Annotated in this window: 17 protein-coding genes; 14 read left to right on the forward strand and 3 right to left on the reverse strand. The window is 55.3% G+C overall.

Going from position 1 to position 18,409, the window contains the following annotated elements; all coding sequences use genetic code 11:
* Positions 1-304 precede the first annotated feature (304 nt).
* The 9 genes from DA718_RS20530 (at position 305) to DA718_RS20570 (ending at position 9,966) form a co-directional block, all read left to right on the forward strand.
* Positions 305-1,255: a sugar-binding transcriptional regulator gene (locus tag DA718_RS20530; RefSeq protein WP_112217251.1), complete on the forward strand. Its 951-nt coding sequence runs from the start codon at positions 305-307 to the stop codon at positions 1,253-1,255.
* 364 nt (positions 1,256-1,619) lie between these two features.
* Positions 1,620-3,140, forward strand: a complete 1,521-nt coding sequence (locus DA718_RS20535) for an FGGY family carbohydrate kinase (RefSeq protein WP_112217252.1) — start codon at positions 1,620-1,622, stop codon at positions 3,138-3,140.
* A 133-nt stretch (positions 3,141-3,273) separates the two neighbouring features.
* Positions 3,274-4,209, forward strand: a complete 936-nt coding sequence (locus DA718_RS20540; RefSeq protein WP_112217253.1) for a D-ribose ABC transporter substrate-binding protein — start codon at positions 3,274-3,276, stop codon at positions 4,207-4,209.
* A gap of 43 nt (positions 4,210-4,252) precedes the next feature.
* On the forward strand, positions 4,253-4,873 hold the full coding sequence (locus tag DA718_RS20545) for a DUF2291 family protein (RefSeq protein ID WP_112217254.1): 621 nt from the start codon (positions 4,253-4,255) through the stop codon (positions 4,871-4,873).
* A gap of 1 nt (position 4,874) precedes the next feature.
* Positions 4,875-6,419 carry a sugar ABC transporter ATP-binding protein gene (locus DA718_RS20550; RefSeq protein WP_112217255.1) on the forward strand — a complete coding sequence of 515 codons (1,545 nt, stop codon included), beginning with the start codon at positions 4,875-4,877 and terminating at the stop codon, positions 6,417-6,419.
* A gap of 17 nt (positions 6,420-6,436) precedes the next feature.
* Positions 6,437-7,492 (forward strand): ABC transporter permease, encoded by a 1,056-nt coding sequence (locus DA718_RS20555; protein WP_112217256.1) that lies wholly within the window; start codon positions 6,437-6,439, stop codon positions 7,490-7,492.
* Between the two features lie 59 nt (positions 7,493-7,551).
* Entirely contained in the window at positions 7,552-8,349 is a 798-nt protein-coding gene (locus tag DA718_RS20560) for an SDR family oxidoreductase (RefSeq protein WP_112217257.1), read from the forward strand.
* A gap of 174 nt (positions 8,350-8,523) precedes the next feature.
* Positions 8,524-9,309, forward strand: a complete 786-nt coding sequence (locus DA718_RS20565) for an SDR family oxidoreductase (RefSeq protein ID WP_112217258.1) — start codon at positions 8,524-8,526, stop codon at positions 9,307-9,309.
* An 84-nt stretch (positions 9,310-9,393) separates the two neighbouring features.
* Entirely contained in the window at positions 9,394-9,966 is a 573-nt protein-coding gene (locus tag DA718_RS20570) for a beta-phosphoglucomutase family hydrolase (protein ID WP_112217259.1), read from the forward strand.
* 144 nt (positions 9,967-10,110) lie between these two features.
* On the opposite strand, the gene DA718_RS20575 is transcribed toward DA718_RS20570, so the two are convergent.
* Both DA718_RS20575 and DA718_RS20580 read right to left on the reverse strand, forming a co-directional pair.
* On the reverse strand, positions 10,111-10,263 hold the full coding sequence (locus tag DA718_RS20575) for a Hok/Gef family protein (protein WP_112217260.1): 153 nt from the start codon (positions 10,261-10,263) through the stop codon (positions 10,111-10,113).
* A gap of 249 nt (positions 10,264-10,512) precedes the next feature.
* Positions 10,513-11,208 carry a GNAT family N-acetyltransferase gene (locus DA718_RS20580; RefSeq protein ID WP_112217261.1) on the reverse strand — a complete coding sequence of 232 codons (696 nt, stop codon included), beginning with the start codon at positions 11,206-11,208 and terminating at the stop codon, positions 10,513-10,515.
* 210 nt (positions 11,209-11,418) lie between these two features.
* Here DA718_RS20580 and DA718_RS20585 point away from each other — a divergent pair, with 210 nt between their 5' ends.
* The 5 genes from DA718_RS20585 (at position 11,419) to DA718_RS20605 (ending at position 16,553) form a co-directional block, all read left to right on the forward strand.
* Positions 11,419-12,987, forward strand: a complete 1,569-nt coding sequence (locus tag DA718_RS20585; protein WP_112217262.1) for an ABC transporter substrate-binding protein — start codon at positions 11,419-11,421, stop codon at positions 12,985-12,987.
* Positions 12,988-13,150: 163 nt separating this feature from the next.
* Positions 13,151-14,200: an ABC transporter permease gene (locus tag DA718_RS20590; RefSeq protein WP_227015956.1), complete on the forward strand. Its 1,050-nt coding sequence runs from the start codon at positions 13,151-13,153 to the stop codon at positions 14,198-14,200.
* Complete coding sequence (locus tag DA718_RS20595) at positions 14,200-15,033, forward strand: ABC transporter permease (protein WP_112217263.1); 834 nt, start codon at positions 14,200-14,202, stop codon at positions 15,031-15,033. The genes DA718_RS20590 and DA718_RS20595 overlap by 1 nt, the downstream gene beginning before the upstream one ends.
* Entirely contained in the window at positions 15,026-15,862 is an 837-nt protein-coding gene (locus tag DA718_RS20600; RefSeq protein WP_112217264.1) for an ABC transporter ATP-binding protein, read from the forward strand. The genes DA718_RS20595 and DA718_RS20600 overlap by 8 nt, the downstream gene beginning before the upstream one ends.
* Positions 15,849-16,553 (forward strand): ABC transporter ATP-binding protein, encoded by a 705-nt coding sequence (locus DA718_RS20605; protein WP_112217265.1) that lies wholly within the window; start codon positions 15,849-15,851, stop codon positions 16,551-16,553. The genes DA718_RS20600 and DA718_RS20605 overlap by 14 nt, the downstream gene beginning before the upstream one ends.
* A gap of 416 nt (positions 16,554-16,969) precedes the next feature.
* On the opposite strand, the gene DA718_RS20610 is transcribed toward DA718_RS20605, so the two are convergent.
* Positions 16,970-18,307 carry an aspartate aminotransferase family protein gene (locus DA718_RS20610; protein WP_112217266.1) on the reverse strand — a complete coding sequence of 446 codons (1,338 nt, stop codon included), beginning with the start codon at positions 18,305-18,307 and terminating at the stop codon, positions 16,970-16,972.
* Positions 18,308-18,409 lie beyond the last annotated feature (102 nt).

The raw sequence follows: 18,409 nt of genomic DNA on the forward strand, positions 1-18,409 counted from the left end.
TTATTCAATTATGCAGCCACTGTTCTGTTTTTGTCCATAGCTGATTTTGAGGATTGGCGAAAGTTAGATATCCATCACACTTAACTGTCTTTTCTTTTCGCGTATGATGATGAGCTCTAAGATAATGGCTGCACGTAAGAGCCTATCCCAGTAGGCGTAATTGTTGAAGCCAGTTTGGTGCCGGACAGCGCGCAGAAACCGGAGCGTACACGTAGTACGTGAGGATTTCGAGCACTGCCCGGTGCCAAAATGGCGAATAAAATAGCCTAATGGGATAGGCTCTAAATGATTTTCGGGGAAATATATGGCTAAGCAGGATGAACAACGGCTATTAGTTAAGATTGCCACGCTTTACTATCTTGAAGGACGAAAGCAGTCCGATATCGCTCAACTTCTCTCGCTTTCTCAGTCATTTATCTCCCGAGCGATTACCCGCTGCCAAAAAGAAGGCGTGGTCAAAATTAGCGTTGTTCAGCCGTCGAATATTTTTCTTAATCTTGAAAAGGGCCTTGAGGATCGCTACGGAATTAAGCAAGCCATCGTGGTGGATACCGAAGAGGACGCAAACGATCACACCATCAAGCGCGCTATCGGTTCCGCCGCTGCCCACTACCTCGAAACGCGATTACGGCCAAAGGATCTGATTGGCGTCTCTTCGTGGAGTTCCACCATCCGCGCGATGGTGGATGAGGTTCACGCACAAAATCTTAAAGCCAGCGGCGTTATTCAACTGCTGGGCGGCGTAGGCCCAAACGGTAACGTACAGGCGACCATCCTCACTCAAACTCTGGCGCAGCATCTGAACTGTGAGGCCTGGCTGCTTCCCTCCCAAAGCATTGAAGGCTCAACGGAGGAGAAAAATCGTCTCGTTGCCAGCAAAGATGTCGCCGATGTCATTGCCCGCTTTGACGAAGTTGATATTGCCATCGTCGGGATTGGCATTCTCGAACCGTCGCAACTATTGAAAACTTCAGGGAACTACTACCACGAAGATATGCTTCAGGTGCTGGCGGAACGCGGGGCGGTCGGAGACATTTGCCTGCACTACTACGACAAAAATGGTAAAGCAGTGTTACGCGACGATGAAGATCCTGTTATCGGTATGGCGCTTGAGAAAGTGAAGAAATGCCCTAATGTGGTTGCCCTGGCTGGCGGCAGCGATAAGGTTGCGGCTATCAAAGGCGCGCTATCGGGTGGTTATATCGATGTGTTAATCACTGATTATCCTACCGCTCGTCTGCTTGTTGCTGACTAATTTTCCTGATCAAACACTTTCCCACAACCTTTACGCTTTCTCCAAAGCGTAAAGGTGACACAGATAAACACTTATATTTCAATACGATAAATGAATTAATCTTCACTCTTTTTCACTCACCGCCAGATGCTCCTCCAAACGGATAAGTGTGATTGCCAGCACAATTGATAACTTTTCCTGTAGCCCGACGGGAAGTTTCTGGCTAAGGTATCAAATAAATAATCACCATCGAATATATATTCAGTGATTAAAAAAGTGAAACCGAATTGTCACATCATGGCCTGCCAGGAAGCAATGCGATAAAGAGAAGTGTGTATCCTTCCCCCTCCGCGACAGGACGAAGTGTGACTCAGGAGACTACCTAATGCAGGCAACACGTAAAGAGTTCATCATTGCACTGGACGAAGGCACCACTAACGCCAAAGCCGTCGTACTCGATAGCCGCGGTGACGTGGTAGTGAAATTCTCGCAGCCGCTGGCAATTCAAACGCCGCGCGACGGCTGGGTCGAGCAGTCAGGAGAGGTTCTGGTTGAAGCCTCACTGGACGTTATCGCTAAAGCGGTTGAACACGTGGGTGCAGAGAACATCGCCGCATTGGCCATCAGCAACCAGCGCGAGACCGCTATCGGCTGGTACCGCCAGAGCGGTAAACCTATCAATGCAGCCATCACATGGCAATGTACCCGCAGCGCCGCGTTTTGTGATGAACTGCGCCATGACAACAAAGAGCAGCTAATCAAAACGACTACCGGCTTGCCGATTGCGCCCCTGTTCTCTGCCTCGAAAATGCGCTGGCTGCTGGAGTCCATTCCTGAAGGCCGCATGTTGGCTGAACGCGGAGAAATCTGCCTCGGCACCATCGACAGCTGGCTGCTGTGGAATTTAACCCAGGGCGAAGCGTTCCATTGCGATCACTCCAATGCTGCACGCACCCAGTTGCTGAATCTGCAAACCGGACAGTGGGATGATGAGATGCTGGCGCTGTTCCAAATCCCTCGCGCCGCACTGCCGGAAATTAAACCTTCCAGCGGATTATTTGGCTATACCCGAGGGCTGAACAATATCCCTGACGGTATCCCGGTGATGGCGATGGTGGGTGATTCCCACGCCGCGCTGTTTGGTCACGCGCTTGGTGAACTGGGCTGCGTTAAAGCCACCTACGGCACGGGGTCATCAGTGATGGCGCCGGTAAAATCCGCACAGTGCGATATCGACGCACTGGCCACCACCATCGCCTGGCACGACGGCGACAGCATCACCTACGGACTAGAAGGTAATATTCCCCACACCGGCGATGCCGTGGCGTGGATGGCCGACAGCACCGGCCTAAGCGAGCTTTCCGATGCCGAGTTGGCTCATGAGCTCAACACCCTACCCGCCTCCGTGGACTCTACGCTGGGCGTCTATTTTGTGCCAGCCTTAACCGGCCTTGGCGCACCGTGGTGGGATGACAGCGCCCGAGGCGTGATTTGCGGCCTGAGCCGTGGCGTCAAACGCGCGCATCTGATTCGCGCCGCGCTGGAGTCCATTACCTATCAAATCGCCGATGTCGTTGTCGCCATGCGTCAACAGGATGACTTCCACCTGGCGGCATTAATGGTCGATGGCGGCCCGACTAAAAACGACTGGTTAATGCAGTATCAGGCCGACCTGCTGGGATGCCCGGTGATGCGTAGCGATGTTGCCGAACTCTCGGCAATTGGCGCAGCCCTGCTCGCCCGCAAAGCCCTGAACCCAGGCTCGGTAACCGACCTGAAAGCCTTCTTAACCGAACATAGCGAATTTATCCCCGATATGGCCCGCCACCAGCGCCTGCAGAAAAGATGGCAGGAATGGCGCCATGCGGTGAACAGAACATTATGGAAACCGGCAACGTCCGCCTGACGCCCACCAGGGAATCTCGTGTGTGACGAACCTTAATCATCAACAAAAGGAGACCCCCGGCCCATAAACTTTATTTTCAGGCCTTACGTTGTTTCACCGTACCCGACAATAACAACCAAGAGAGAAAATTGTCATGAAATTACGTTTAACGCTTTTAACAGCCGCTACCCTGACCGCCTTTTCTTTTGCTGCCCACGCGGCAGAAAAAGGCACCATCATGATCATGGTAAACTCGCTGGATAATCCGTATTACGCTTCTGAAGCCAAAGGTGCCAGCGAGAAAGCTAAAGAACTCGGATATCAAACCACTATTCTGTCGCATGGCGAAGATGTCAAAAAACAGAATGAACTGATCGATACCGCTATCGGTAAAAAAGTTCAGGGCATTATTCTGGATAACGCCGATTCAACCGCCAGCGTTGCAGCGATTGAAAAAGCCAAAAAAGCCGGTATTCCAGTAGTCTTAATCAACCGCGAAATCCCTGTCGATGACGTCGCACTTGAGCAGATTACCCATAATAACTTCCAGGCCGGTTCTGAGGTCGCCAACGTATTTGTTGAGAAAATGGCGGAGAAAGGAAAATATGCCGAACTGACCTGTAACCTTGCGGATAATAACTGCGTTACCCGCTCTAAATCTTTCCACCAGGTTATTGACCAATACCCGGATATGGTCAGCGTGGCGAAGCAAGATGCCAAAGGGACGTTGATCGACGGCAAACGCATTATGGACAGTATTCTGCAAGCACACCCTGACGTGAAGGGCGTAATTTGCGGTAACGGTCCTGTCGCTCTTGGCGCCATTGCCGCGCTGAAAGCCGCCAATCGCACCGATGTCGTGGTTGTTGGTATCGATGGCAGCAACGACGAACGCGATGCGGTGAAAGCCGGAACCCTGCAGGCGACGGTGATGCTCCAGGCCCAGGCTATCGCCGCTCAGGGCGTGACCGATCTGGATAACTACCTGCAAAAAGGTGAAAAGCCAGCGAAGCAGCGCGTGATGTTCCGCGGGATTCTGATCACTCAAGACAATGCAGACAAAGTTCAGGACTTCAATATCAAGTCCTGAGTTCGGGTTGTTGCGCCCCTTCGGGGGCGCATAGGAGAGTATTATGTTTAAAAAAACCTGGCTGGCGCTGGCCGTTCTTGCCCTTGGAGGCTGCCGTATCGTCTCTCAGCAGGAACTGGCCGATCTTAAATCCCCGCCCAATCCGCACATGACGAGTATTGATAAAACATGGCAAGACCAGGTTGTTCCACAGGTCGTAGCCAAGGCTCGTCCCGTCGCCGAATTAATGACCGCCCTGCGCGCGGCGAAAGATTTCGACAGCGCTTGCAAAACGTTAGGCTATCGCGCTCAGGACGAAAACCCGTGCGTTTTTTACGTCAAAGTTGAAGGTAATATCAGCAAAATTGATTCTGCTTCCCGCAGCGGAAAAATGACCATTCAGGATACCAGCGGCAGCAATATTGTCGTGCAAATTGGCCCAACGCTGCGCGGTACGCTATTACGCGACGGCTATCAAGGTGCCAGCTATCAGGACTTTAACGACCAGGTTCTGTTTGGTGAGTATGGTCGGGCAATTAACGAACATGCGGTAAAAATGATCGAAGCAGCACAAGTTAAAACGGGAGAAACGGCCCAGATTTATGGCGTATTCTCAGCCTGGGATATTCCACAAACCGTTCCTGATATTACGCCAGCGAAAATTGTTCGTTTGGGAGGACAATAACATGCAGCGGCAAGAACTCGTCACTCCCCAACCAGTCGAATCTGAAGTTATTATCGAAACCCGTGAATTATCGCGTGTTTATCCGGGGGTTATTGCCTTAGATAACGTGAATTACCGGGTCTATCGAAATAAAGTAAACGTTCTGATCGGTGAAAATGGTGCGGGTAAATCCACCATGATGAAAATGCTTGCTGGCGTTGAAACCCCGTCATCTGGTCAAATTATTCTTGATGGTACTCCGGTTACGCTTGGCTCTACCCATCAGGCAGAAAAACACGGCATTAGTATTATTTTTCAGGAATTGAATTTATTTCCGAACATGAACGTCATGGATAATATTTTCATGGCCAACGAGTTCTTTCAGAAAGGGAAAATCAACGAAAAATATCAATATGAGTTAGCCAAAAAATTACTGGAAAGGCTGGAACTCAATGTCGACCCTTATACGCAACTTGGCGAGTTAGGTATCGGCCATCAACAGATGGTCGAAATTGCGCGAGCGCTTTCAAAGGATACTCGCGTATTAATCATGGACGAACCCACTTCCGCACTCAGCCAGTCGGAAGTCAAAATCCTGTTTAACGTCATTGAGCAGCTTAAACGTCGCGGCGTCACCATTATTTATATTTCCCATCGTCTGGAAGAACTGATGGAAATTGGCGATCACATTACCATTTTTCGCGACGGGCGCTTTATCAGCGAGCGCGAGGTTAGTGATGCCAGTATTCCATGGATCATCGAACAAATGGTCGGCGATAAGAAAAAGCATTTCGACTACCAGCCCGCACCAAAAGGCGAAGCAGTACTTGCCGTTGAAGGTTTGACAGCGCTGCATCCCAGCGGAGGCTATAAGCTCAACGACGTGACCTTCACCTTAAGTAAAGGGGAAGTGATCGGCATCTACGGCCTGCTCGGCGCAGGACGTACGGAGCTATTCAAGGGTCTGGTCGGTCTGATGCCTTGCCAGAACGGTAGCGTGCAGCTCAATGGCGAAAATATTGAAAAGTCGCAGTTCCAGGCACGGTTAAAAAAAGGGCTGGCGCTTGTCCCTGAAGACAGACAGGGCGAAGGCGTGGTGCAGATGATGTCGATTCAATCGAATATGACCTTATCTGATTTTAGTCTGCAGGGTTTTCGCCGCGCGTGGAAGTGGCTGAATCCGCAGAAGGAAATCACCTGCGTCAAAGAGATGATTCGCGAACTGGCTATCAAGGTTAGCGACCCCGAGCTGCCAATTACCTCTTTAAGCGGTGGTAACCAACAAAAAGTAGTGCTCGGCAAAGCATTGATGACAAAGCCGGAGGTTGTGTTTCTCGATGAGCCGACTCGCGGCATTGATGTCGGCGCTAAAACCGACGTTTATCACCTGATTGGCAAAATGGCCCAACAGGGTCTGGCAGTGATGTTCTCTTCATCAGAACTGGATGAAGTGATGGCGCTGGCGGATCGCATCCTGGTGATGGCCGATGGCCGTATTACCGCCGATTTACCGCGTCATGCGGTTACCCGCGAAAAATTAATCGCGGCTTCAACACCTCAAGATTAATCAGGCTGGAACCCATCATGAACCAGAAATATATGATTTATATGTACCTGCTGAAGGCCAGAACGTTTATCGCTCTGCTGCTGGTTATTGCATTCTTCAGCGTGATGGTACCAAATTTCCTGACCACATCTAACCTGCTGATTATGACTCAGCACGTGGCCATCACCGGCCTGCTGGCCATCGGCATGACGCTGGTTATCCTGACCGGAGGGATTGACCTTTCCGTCGGCGCCGTCGCCGGGATCTGCGGCATGGTCGCGGGGGCGTTATTAACCAACGGCCTGCCCTTATGGAACGGCAGCGTTATCTTCTTCAACGTGCCTGAAGTCATCCTGTGCGTCGCTATTTTCGGTGTCATTGTCGGCTTCATTAACGGTGCCGTGATTACCCGCTTCGGTGTCGCTCCTTTTATCTGCACGCTGGGCATGATGTATGTCGCCAGGGGTTCAGCTTTGCTGTTCAACGACGGTAGCACCTACCCCAACCTTAACGGCATGGAAGCGCTGGGCAACACCGGTTTTGCCACCCTGGGGTCCGGTACGCTGCTGGGCGTGTATCTGCCAATCTGGCTGATGATCGCGTTCCTGCTGCTGGGCTTCTGGCTGACCACCAAAACCCCACTGGGTCGCTATATCTACGCTATTGGCGGCAACGAATCAGCAGCCCGCCTGGCCGGTGTGCCTATCGTGAAAGCGAAGGTCTTCGTGTACGCCTTCTCCGGCCTTTGCTCCGCATTCGTTGGCCTGATCGTCGCGTCGCAGCTGCAAACCGCGCATCCAATGACCGGCAATATGTTCGAAATGGACGCTATCGGTGCCACCGTACTCGGCGGAACCGCGTTGGCGGGCGGTCGTGGTCGGGTAACGGGTTCAATTATTGGTGCTTTCGTTATCGTCTTCCTTGCCGACGGCATGGTGATGATGGGAGTCAGCGATTTCTGGCAAATGGTCATCAAGGGCGTGGTTATCGTCACCGCCGTCGTCGTCGACCAGTTCCAGCAGAAACTACAGAACAAAGTCATCCTGATGCGTCGCCATGAGGAGAAGCTGGCAGCGGCAGGAGCCACCAGCTAATAACGTCTTCATTACCCCACCGGACGCATTTGTGTCCGGCCTATACAAGGGAAGAAAAAATGCAAAGAAATTTCCAAAACAAAACGGTTGTTATCACTGGCGCATGCCGCGGAATTGGTGCTGGTATTGCTGAGCGCTTTGCTCGTGACGGCGCAAATCTGGTGATGGTCTCCAACGCCGAGCGCGTTCACGAAACGGCGGAAACCTTACGCCAGCGCTATCAGGCCGACATCCTGTCGTTGCAGGTCGATGTGACCGATGAAGCACAGGTGCAATCGCTGTATGAGCAGGCGGCAGCGCGCTTCGGTACGATTGATGTCTCTATCCAGAACGCAGGCGTGATCACCATCGATTATTACGATCGCATGCCGAAAGCTGACTTTGAAAAAGTGCTGGCCGTTAACACTACCGGAGTTTGGCTGTGCTGCCGTGAAGCTGCCAAGTATATGGTGAAACAAAATCACGGCAGCCTGATTAACACCTCTTCCGGCCAGGGTCGTCAGGGCTTTATTTACACCCCGCATTATGCGGCCAGCAAAATGGGCGTTATTGGTATTACCCAGAGCCTGGCTCACGAACTTGCTCCGTGGAATATCACCGTCAACGCCTTCTGTCCGGGCATTATTGAAAGCGAGATGTGGGATTACAACGACCGCGTATGGGGCGAAGTCCTCAGCACCGAGCAGAAACGCTACGGCAAGGGTGAGCTGATGGCGGAGTGGGTCGAAGGCATTCCGATGAAGCGCGCGGGCAAACCGGAAGACGTTGCCGGACTGGTGGCGTTCCTGGCGTCCGACGATGCACGCTATCTCACCGGGCAGACCATCAATATTGATGGCGGCCTGATTATGTCGTAATGCCGCCAGCCTGACATTCCTCAGGTCAGGCTACACAAATCATGTCCCGGAGGCGGTGCTGCGCACCTGTCCGGGCTACCCGACGGCACAAGCCCCGTAGCCCGGACAGGCGCAACGCGCCGCCTCCGGGTAGACCCCGGCATGCGACGGAATATTTTTAAGAGAGTAATAACTATGATCGCAAAAGATTTTGCTCAACAGTTGTTTAATCTGCAGGACCGCGTAGCGTTTGTGACAGGCGCGGGCAGCGGCATCGGCCAGATGATTGCTTACGGACTCGCCAGCGCAGGCGCTCGGGTAGTCTGCTTTGATCTCCGCGAAGACGGCGGCCTTGCAGAAACCGTTAAAAACATTGAAGCGATTGGCGGGCAGGCCTGTTTTTACACTGGTGATGTGCGCCAGCTCAGCGACTTACGCGCAGGTGTCGCGCTGGCCAAAAGCCGCTTTGGCCGTCTTGATGTCGCCGTTAACGCTGCGGGTATCGCCAATGCTAATCCAGCGCTGGAGATGGAAACAGAACAATGGCAACGGGTTATCGATATTAACCTCACTGGCGTATGGAACTCCTGTAAAGCAGAGGCTGAACTGATGCAGGAATTCGGCGGCGGCTCCATCATTAATATCGCCTCCATGTCCGGTATTATCGTTAACCGGGGCCTCGATCAGGCCCATTACAACTGCTCCAAAGCCGGTGTTATTCACTTATCGAAAAGCCTCGCTATGGAGTGGGTTGGCAAAGGGATCCGCGTTAACTCGATCAGTCCGGGATATACCGCTACACCAATGAACACCCGACCTGAAATGGTCCACCAAACCCGCGAGTTTGAAAGCCAGACGCCGATTCAGCGCATGGCGAAAGTTGAAGAGATGGCCGGGCCAGCACTGTTCCTCGCCAGCGATGCCGCATCATTCTGCACTGGCGTTGATCTGGTGGTCGATGGCGGTTTTGTCTGCTGGTAAAACCAACTTTGCGTGCAAGAATGCGGGGAACCCTCCCCCGCATTCTCCCGCCTTAATGACGATCTCAGCAAACGGGCAACAATTATGTATAGCCACTATCACGGCCTTATTTTTGATATGGACGGAACGCTTTTTGACACCGAACCTTTGCACCGCCAGGCCTGGTTAAGCGTATTCGCCGCTGAAAATATCGTGATTACTGAAGAAGAACTCATCCCGTTTAATGGCTCAGCCCCCTGGCAGGTCGCCAGCCAGGTTGTCGCCTTAAAAGGATTAACTGCCGATCCGTTCTTACTGGCCGATCGCAAAAAGCAGGCCATTGAAAAATTGCTACAGACGGCGGAAATCCGGGTTCTACCGGCAATGGACATTTTACTGGCGTGGCAGGATAAAAAACCGCTGGCGCTGGGAACCGGTAGCGAACGTAGCACTGTGGACATACTGCTTAACCGCTTTAATTTAACCCAGCGCTTTGCCGCTATCGTCTCCGCCGACCGGGTTAAAAATCACAAGCCCGCCGCCGACACGTTCTTATTGTGCGCCAGCGAGCTTCATGTGCAGCCTGAACGCTGTCTCGTTTTTGAAGATTCCCGTTTTGGGATTGAAGCAGCGAAAAATGCAGGCATGGACGTGGTCGACGTTAATACTCTGCGCTAAAAATTATGCGGGGTGGCGGCGCTATTGCTTTTAACCGGTCGATTTTCTCTCGCCGTCCATCCTGCTCCCCATCAGCAGAAAAAAGGTGCCTTAAGGTTCCTTACCCAGCCTGCGGATAGGCGGGGATTGCTCCCCGCATACCGGCTACTTCTTCGTTTCGTAAGCGAGAACGGCCTTAAACTCCATACTACGTTCTTTGATACTCAACTCGCACAGCGAGTCGCGTACCATTAACGTAAATCCCAGCGCTGTCAGACACAGCACCACGATCGCCACCAGGGCGTATTTTGTCAGCATCTCGTTGCCTCCATGCGAAGAAGAGGCTACTATCCAACTGCTAGGTTTGGATTGTAGGCCTCAGGTTGATGGGAACATCTCCTGGGGCTTCGTCTTTCTGAATCCTCACCTAATAAGCCTGAACTCAGAAAGCCTCAGGCACCCATCGCCATCATACCCTTCCCTGCTCGTATCACTGTATATTTAACCAGCCAAAATTATTTTTCAGAAAACGTTTAAGAAGTGGAAAACTCAAAGAGGCTATTTACGTTAGCGAAAATCTTCCAGTCGCTTCACTTGCCGACCTTCATCATCAAAATTCTCCACCGCCAGCCACGCCCGTATAACCGCATCACACGCGGGCCATTCGCTGTCGATAATTGACAGAATATCGCTATCGCGGGTTCGCTCTTTACGCACCAACTTCTGGCGAAGACGCCCTTCCCAGGTAAATCCCAGTCGGTCGGCAGCGCGGCGAGAGGCGATATTCATCGAATCACATTTCCACTCCAGCCGACGATAGCCATGGGCAAAGCCATTTTTCAGCAGTAGCCAGACCGCCTCGGTACCGAGCGGTGTATTTTTCATCGCCCTTGACCAGGTGACGTGCCCAATCTCCACGGAACCCATCGCCCGATCAATCGCCATATAGCTCACCAACCCAACTGCCCGCTCGGAATGCAGATCAATAACCGCATACGGCACCAATCCGTCGTCCATGACCTTGCCGGTAATCCAGCTCGCCGTTGACTCAACGCTCTGCGGACGCGTGCTGGCAAGCCAGGTCCAGTCGCTCTCGTCACCAGGGGAATAGGCAGTGAACAGATCCACCGCGTGTCGGCTGGCATCCAGCGGTTCCAGTCGACAAAAGCGACCCTTTAACGCCGTCCGTTGCAGAGTATCCGCCCCATGCCATCCAGGGACGCGATCGTTGACCTGCTGACCAAACTCATTGATTTCCGGCACGCTTCTACCCTCAACTATTGTTAGTGTTTTGTTATATCAAGAAGCCAGAATTACCGAAATAGAGCCGGCACAATTATTCTTAATAACCCATTGGCATTGGTTATGCTTTTTAAGCATAACCTTATCCGCATTTTGACTTTACGCCTTGGATTAAGCGGCCTAACGTAGCGAAACATCAATAATCACAATAACGCTTTTCAGGGATCGCTCATGACTAAAAAACTGCTGCCGCTGTTGATACTGACCGCATTATCCGCCGCCGTTCACGCCGCCACGCCGCCTGGTACTCTGGTGGTCGCGCAGGGCCTTGATGATATTGTCAGCCTTGATCCGGCGGAAGCCAACGAGCTTTCCAGCATCCAGACGGTACCGAGCCTCTATCAGCGCCTGGTACAGCCGGACCGCGATAACCCTGAAAAAATCACGCCAATTCTGGCCGAAAGCTGGCAGGCAGATCCGGCGGCAAAAACGCTGACCATCAAGCTCAAGCCCGATGCGAAATTCGCCTCCGGCAACCCGTTGCGCCCGGAAGATGTCATTTTCTCCTACACTCGCGCGGTGACGCTTAACAAGTCCCCGGCGTTTATTCTCAACGTTCTCGGCTGGCAGCCAGATAACATCGCCACTCAGTTGAAAAAAGTGGATGACCACACGCTGGAGCTCCACTGGACCGCCGACGTCAGCCCGGCGGTGGCGCTGAATATTCTTTCCACGCCGATCGCCTCTATCGTCGATGAGAAGCTGATCGCGCCGAACGCCAAAGATAATGACTTCGGTAACGGCTGGCTGAAAATGCACTCGGCGGGCAGCGGCGCATATAAAATGCGGGTCTATCAGCCACATCAGGCCATTGTGCTGGAAGCTAACGACAGCACGCCAACCGGTGCGCCGAAGCTGAAAAGCATCATTATTAAAAACGTGCCCGACCCGGCCTCTCGTCGCCTGCTCATTCAGCAGGGTGATGCCGATGTGGCGCGCGACCTCGGCGCCGATCAGATTGCGGCCCTGCAAGGCAAACCCGGCGTACAGGTGCTGAGCATCCCTTCCGCCGAGCAGAACTACCTGGCCTTCAACACCGCCAACAACGCTAACCCACTGCTGAAAAACCCGGCCTTCTGGGAAGCAGCACGCTGGCTGGTAGATTACGACGGCATTACTAAAGACCTGCTGAAGGGCCAGTATTTCGTCCACCAGAGCTTCCTGCCGGTCGGCCTGCCGGGCGCGCTGGACAATAACCCGTTTAAATTCGATCCGGCAAAAGCCAAAGCGATCCTCGCCAAAGCGGGCATCAAAGATGCGCATTTCACCCTTGATGTGGAGAATAAGCCGCCCTTTATCACCATCGCCCAGTCTATGCAGGCAAGCTTTGCCCAGGGCGGCGTGAAGGTGGATCTGCTGCCGGCCGCCGGTAGCCAGGTGTATGCCCGCGTGCGCGCAAAGCAGCACCAGGCGGCGATTCGTCTGTGGATCCCGGACTATTTCGACGCCCACTCTAACGCCAGCGCCTTTGCCTACAACGATGGAAAATCCAGTACCGTCGCCGGTCTTAACGGCTGGCAGATCCCGGAGCTGAATAAAGCGACCCTGGCGGCAGTAGCCGAACCGGATTCCGCTAAACGCCTGGATTTGTATAAAAAAATGCAGGAAGAGCTGCAGCGCAGTTCGCCTTACGTATTTATCGATCAGGGTAAAACCCAGATTGTGGTCCGCGATAACGTCAAAGGCTATCAGCAGGGCCTTAACGCCGATATGGTCTGGTATGACCGGGTAACCAAGTAACGCCTGGGGCAGGAGCGATCAGGTAGCCCGGACAGGCGCAACGCGTCGCCTCCGGGAACGCAGGCCCCGATGCCATATGTTTTCCCGGTGGCGCTGCGCTGACCGGGCTACAACAACAGATCGCACCAGCTGATAACACTGTTCTTTTACCAACGGAATAACCATGTCTGCTGTTTTACCCACCAGAGCAGAGCGGCGCGCAAAACGCCCTCTGCTCGCGCTATTTCAGGGGCTGCTGACGCTGGCGCTGACCCTGCTCGGCCTGTTATTGGTCACCTTCACGCTCTCGGCGCTGTCGCCGGTTGACCGGGTGCTGCAAATCGTCGGCGACCACGCCAGCCAGTCCACCTACGACCAGGTTCGCCACCAGCTCGGCCTCGATCAGCCGCTGCCGGTACAGTTCTGGCACTATCTGGTGAATCTCGCCCACGGCGATCTCGGTATTGCCAGCTCTACCGGCCAGCCGGTGCTCCACGATCTGCTCGCCGCCTTCCCGGCAACGCTGGAACTGGCGACGCTGGCGCTAATTATCGGCGCGCTGTCGGGTGTTATCGCAGGCGTCCTGTGCGCCCGCTATGTCGGCTCACCGTGGGATCTGGCGGTGCGCACGTTTACCCTGCTCGGCAACTCGGTGCCGATTTTCTGGCTCGGCCTGCTGATGCTGGCATTGTTCTACGCCAAATTGCAGTGGACGCCAGGACCAGGACGGCTGGACGATATTTATCAATACACCGTTGAACCCCGCACCGGCTTTGCGTTGATTGACACCTGGCTCTCGGGCGATAAAGAAGCGTTTAAAAATGCCGCCGGACACCTGCTCCTGCCAGTGCTGCTGCTGGCCTATTACTCACTAGCAAGCATCACCCGCCTGACCCGCTCCGCCTGCCTGAGCGAAATGAACAAAGAGTACATCCTGCTCGCGCGCGCCAAAGGGGCCAGCGAGATGACCATCCTGCTGCGCCACGTGTTGCCGAATATTCGCGGAACCCTGCTGACGGTGATCGCTCTGGCGTACACCTCGATGCTGGAAGGCGCGGTGCTGACCGAAACCGTCTTCTCCTGGCCGGGAATTGGTCGCTACTTGACCACCGCCCTGTTTGCTGGCGATACGACGGCGATTATGGGCGGCACGCTGCTTATCGGCGCGAGCTTTGTGTTGATTAATAACCTCACCGACCTGCTGGTACGGCTGACCGACCCGAGGGTGCGCTGATGCCGACTTATCTGTTTTTACGCCGCCTGCGCCGCTCCCCCGCCGCCTTTTGCGGCCTGATTATCATTACTCTACTCCTGCTGGTCGCACTCTTCGCGCCGTGGCTGGCCCCGCTCGACCCGAACTGGCAGGATGCCGCCGCGCGTCTGCAAGGGCCGAGCGCACAGCACTGGCTCGGCACCGACAGCTACGGTCGCGATCTGCTCTCACGGCTGATTTTTGGCGCACGCCCGGCTCTTGGGCTGGTGGCGCTGGTCACGGTGATTACCCTGCCCGTTGGGTTGCTGGTGGGGATCCTCTCCGGCTATTACGGCGGCTGGATCGAACGCGTGCTGATGCGATTTACCGACGTGGTGATGTCGATGCCGCGGTTAATTCTGGCCTTCGCCTTTGTCGCCATGCTCGGTCCGGGGCTGGTTAACGGCGCGCTAGCGCTGGCGCTCACCACCTGGCCCGCCTACGCGCGCCAGGCGCGCAGCGAAATTCAGCGCCTGCGCCACAGTGATTATCTGGCGGCGGCGGAGATGATGGGCATTCGCGACTGGCGGCTGCTGATCGGCCATATTCTGCCGCTATGTCTGCCATCAGCTATCGTCAGGCTGGCGCTGGATTTGGCCGGTATTATCCTCGCCGCCGCCGGTCTGGGCTTCCTCGGTCTCGGGGCGCGTCCGCCAATGGCAGAATGGGGGGCGATGATTGCCGACGGGATGCAGGTTATTTTCGACCAATGGTGGATAGCCGCCGCGCCTGGCGCCGTTATTCTTACCGCCAGCCTGGCGTTTAACCTGCTGGGCGACGGCCTGCGCGACGTTCTGGAGCCGCAACATGACTGATACCCGACTGACCGTTCAGGGACTCGCCATCGACTATCCCGCCGCCCGGGTAGTGAACAACTTAAGCTTTACCCTCGGCAACGAGCGGCTGGCGCTGGTCGGCGAATCCGGCTCTGGCAAATCGATGACTGCCCGCGCCCTAATGGGGCTGGTGCGCAAACCCGGTGTCGTCAGCGCCGGGACGCTCAACGTGCTGGGGCGCAACGTATTAACGCTTAACGATCGGGGCTGGCGCGACCTGCGCGGCAACGATATCGCCATGGTGCTCCAGGACCCGCGCTATGCGCTCAATCCGGTGAAAAATATTCAGGCGCAGCTGGAGGAGGCATTAACGCTGCATCAGCGCCTCAACCGCCGGGCGCGACTGGAGGCGGTCAAAGCCGCCGTTGCCGCAGTGGGTCTGGATTTACCGGTGCTTAGCCGCTATCCGGGAGAGCTCTCCGGCGGGATGGGCCAGCGGGTGATGATTGCCATTGCCTTGCTCAACAATCCGCAGGTACTGATTGCCGATGAGCCAACGTCGGCCCTCGACGCCCGGCTGCGTAATCAAATCCTCGAACTGTTGGTGGAACAGTGCGAACAGCGACAAATGGCGATGTTGTTGATTAGCCACGACCTGCCGCTGGTGGCGGAACACTGCCATCGGGTACTGGTGATGTACCGAGGCGAGAAGGTCGATGAGATGGCGGCGCGGGACCTGCCGACAGCGACCCATCCCTATACCCGAACCCTGTGGACCTGCCGCCCGGACGCGCAAACCTACGGCCAGATGCTGCCCACCCTCGACAGAACCCTGGATTTTACGGAGGCGGCGCATGGCGGTCGTTAATCTTAAGGATTTGCAGGTTATTTTTGCTGAAAAAACGGCGGTGTCAGCGGCCAGCTTTGCCGTGGATGCCGGGGAGACCTTCAGCCTGATCGGTGCATCCGGTTGCGGAAAATCAACCATTCTGCGGGTTTTAGCAGGGCTACAGCGCGACTGGAGCGGCAGCGTCGAACTGTTTGGCAAAGCCATTACGCCAGGCGTACGTTTTCAGGGCGAGCTGCGGCGCAACGTGCAGATGGTATTTCAGGACCCGTACGCCTCGCTGCATCCCAACCATACTTTGTGGCGCACGCTGGCGGAACCGCTGAAGATTCACGGCATCGGCGAGATTGAGCAGCGGGTAACTACTGCATTGGAACAGGTCGGCCTGCCCGCCGACGCCGCGCGTCGTTATCCGCACCAGCTTTCCGGCGGCCAGCGCCAGCGCGTAGCAATTGCCCGCGCTCTGCTGCTGCGCCCAAAGATCCTGCTGCTGGATGAGCCAACGTCGGCGCTGGATATGTCGGTACAGGCGGAGATTCTTAACCTACTCAACCGCTTAAAGCAGGAGCATGGGATGACGTACCTGCTGGTCAGCCACGATGCCGATGTGATTGCCCATATGTCTGACCGGGCGGCGTTTATGGCGGAGGGCGTAATTCAGCGCTTCTTCAACCGCGAAGCGCTGGTGAACGGTGAACACCGGATGGGGTGAGGTTTTCCCCCTCTCCCTGTGGAAGAGGGCCGGGAATACCCCGGTGGCGGCGCTTGACGCGCCTTGCCCGGGCTACGGGTCCGTGCGGTCTGCGAGTTTGGTAGCCCGGACAGATGCGCAGCATCGCCTCCGGGAAATGTGCCGGACCTGATGTATCGGCGTGGCTTTATCCCGGGGGCGGCGCTTGACGCGCCTTGCCCGGGCTACGGGACCGTGCGGTCTGTGGGTTTGGTAGCCCGGACAGGTGCGCAGCATCGCCTTCGGGAAATGTGCCGGACCTGATGTATCGGCGTGGCTTTATCCCGGGGGCGGCGCTTGACGCGCCTTGCCCGGGCTACGGGTCCGTGCGTTCTGCAGGTTTGGTAGCCCGGACAGATGCGCAGCATCGCCTCCGGGAAGCAACCCGTACAAATCCCTTACTTCGCCAGGCTCGCGAAACGGGTGAATACTGCATCAAAAATCGCCAGGCCTTTTGCTACCTGCTCAGCGCTGATGGTGCACGGTGGCACCACGTGAATGCGGTTTTCCACCACAAACGCCAGCAGACCGGCTTCGGTTAACGCGCCCTTAATCGCCGCCATATCCGCAGCGGTAAGCGGCGTTTTCTGCTCGCGGCTGCTGACCAGCTCCAGTGCCTGGAACAGACCACGACCGCGGACGTTGCCGATAATCGCGTGTTTCTCCGCCAGCGCTTCCAGCCCCGGGCGCAGCACCTCATTGCCCATCATTGCCGCATTCTCCACAACCTTCTCTTCTTTCATCGCGTCAATGGTGGCGACAATCGCCGCCATCGCCAGCGGATGGCCGGAATAGGTCAGCCCTCCGGCAAAGAAATGGTCGTCAAAATAGCGGGCAATCGGTTCGCTAATCAGCACGCCGCCCGCCGGAACGTAACCGGCGTTAACCCCTTTAGCAAAAGTCACCAGATCCGGTACCACGCCATCCTGCTCGAAAGCGAACCAGCTGCCGGTACGCCCAAAACCGGCCATCACTTCATCAAGAATCAGTATGATGCCAAACTCGTCGGCCAGCGCCCGCACGCCCTTCATATAGCCATCTGGCGGCACCAGAATTCCGGCGGTACCCGGAATGGACTCCAGCAGAATCGCGGCAATCGCATTAGGGCCTTCGCACTCGATCATCCGCCGCAGATGCGCCAGCGCGCGTTGGCACTCCTCCTCTTCCGTCGTGGCGTTGAACTCGCTGCGGTAGAGATAGGGGTTGAAGAAGTGAACGTGGCCGCGCGAATACTCGTTCGGCACGCGACGCCAGTCGCCGGTGGCGGCAATCGCGCTGCCGGTATTACCGTGATAGGAACGGTAGGCAGAGAGCACTTTATCGCGCCCGGTATAGAGCCGAGCCATGCGGATGGCGTTCTCGTTGGCATCCGCTCCGGCGTTGGTGAAGAACACTTTGCTAAAGCCTTCCGGCGCCAGCTCGACGATACGTTTCGCCGCTTCGCCACGGGCGAGGTTGGCGGTGGCAGGCGCGATGGTCACCAGCTCTTCCAGTTGCGCTTTCATTGCCGCCAGCACGCGAGGATGCTGATAGCCAATATTGACGTTGACCAACTGGCTGCTGAAATCAAGGTACGTATTGCCTTCGTAATCCCACAGCTCGCAGCCTTTGGCCCCGGCGATCACCAGCGGATGTAAATTGCCCTGCATCGACCATGAATGAAATACGTAGGCGCGATCCAGCTGCCGAACTTCATCATTGCTTACCGCTACATCGTTCTGTATTGCCAGCTTCATACCCTGCCCTCTCTCATGTCGTTGTTGTTGGCATCATCATTGGCTGCGCCTGAGAAAAACGGATAGAGCCAGTACGGCGAAAATGATGTGACACCGTGTCAC

Source organism: Klebsiella huaxiensis (genome assembly GCF_003261575.2).
Taxonomy (GTDB): Bacteria; Pseudomonadota; Gammaproteobacteria; order Enterobacterales; family Enterobacteriaceae; genus Klebsiella; species Klebsiella huaxiensis.

Excerpts from the sequence above, each read along its gene's own strand:
- DA718_RS20530 (WP_112217251.1), top strand. The coding sequence starts at position 305 with ATGGCTAAGCAGGATGAACAACGGCTATTAGTTAAGATTGCCACGCTT.
- DA718_RS20535 (WP_112217252.1), top strand. The coding sequence starts at position 1,620 with ATGCAGGCAACACGTAAAGAGTTCATCATTGCACTGGACGAAGGCACC.
- DA718_RS20540 (WP_112217253.1), top strand. The coding sequence starts at position 3,274 with ATGAAATTACGTTTAACGCTTTTAACAGCCGCTACCCTGACCGCCTTT.
- DA718_RS20545 (WP_112217254.1), top strand. The coding sequence starts at position 4,253 with ATGTTTAAAAAAACCTGGCTGGCGCTGGCCGTTCTTGCCCTTGGAGGC.
- DA718_RS20550 (WP_112217255.1), top strand. The coding sequence starts at position 4,875 with ATGCAGCGGCAAGAACTCGTCACTCCCCAACCAGTCGAATCTGAAGTT.
- DA718_RS20555 (WP_112217256.1), top strand. The coding sequence starts at position 6,437 with ATGAACCAGAAATATATGATTTATATGTACCTGCTGAAGGCCAGAACG.
- DA718_RS20560 (WP_112217257.1), top strand. The coding sequence starts at position 7,552 with ATGCAAAGAAATTTCCAAAACAAAACGGTTGTTATCACTGGCGCATGC.
- DA718_RS20565 (WP_112217258.1), top strand. The coding sequence starts at position 8,524 with ATGATCGCAAAAGATTTTGCTCAACAGTTGTTTAATCTGCAGGACCGC.
- DA718_RS20570 (WP_112217259.1), top strand. The coding sequence starts at position 9,394 with ATGTATAGCCACTATCACGGCCTTATTTTTGATATGGACGGAACGCTT.
- DA718_RS20575 (WP_112217260.1), bottom strand. The coding sequence starts at position 10,263 with ATGCTGACAAAATACGCCCTGGTGGCGATCGTGGTGCTGTGTCTGACA.
- DA718_RS20585 (WP_112217262.1), top strand. The coding sequence starts at position 11,419 with ATGACTAAAAAACTGCTGCCGCTGTTGATACTGACCGCATTATCCGCC.
- DA718_RS20590 (WP_227015956.1), top strand. The coding sequence starts at position 13,151 with ATGTCTGCTGTTTTACCCACCAGAGCAGAGCGGCGCGCAAAACGCCCT.
- DA718_RS20595 (WP_112217263.1), top strand. The coding sequence starts at position 14,200 with ATGCCGACTTATCTGTTTTTACGCCGCCTGCGCCGCTCCCCCGCCGCC.
- DA718_RS20600 (WP_112217264.1), top strand. The coding sequence starts at position 15,026 with ATGACTGATACCCGACTGACCGTTCAGGGACTCGCCATCGACTATCCC.
- DA718_RS20605 (WP_112217265.1), top strand. The coding sequence starts at position 15,849 with ATGGCGGTCGTTAATCTTAAGGATTTGCAGGTTATTTTTGCTGAAAAA.
- DA718_RS20610 (WP_112217266.1), bottom strand. The coding sequence starts at position 18,307 with ATGAAGCTGGCAATACAGAACGATGTAGCGGTAAGCAATGATGAAGTT.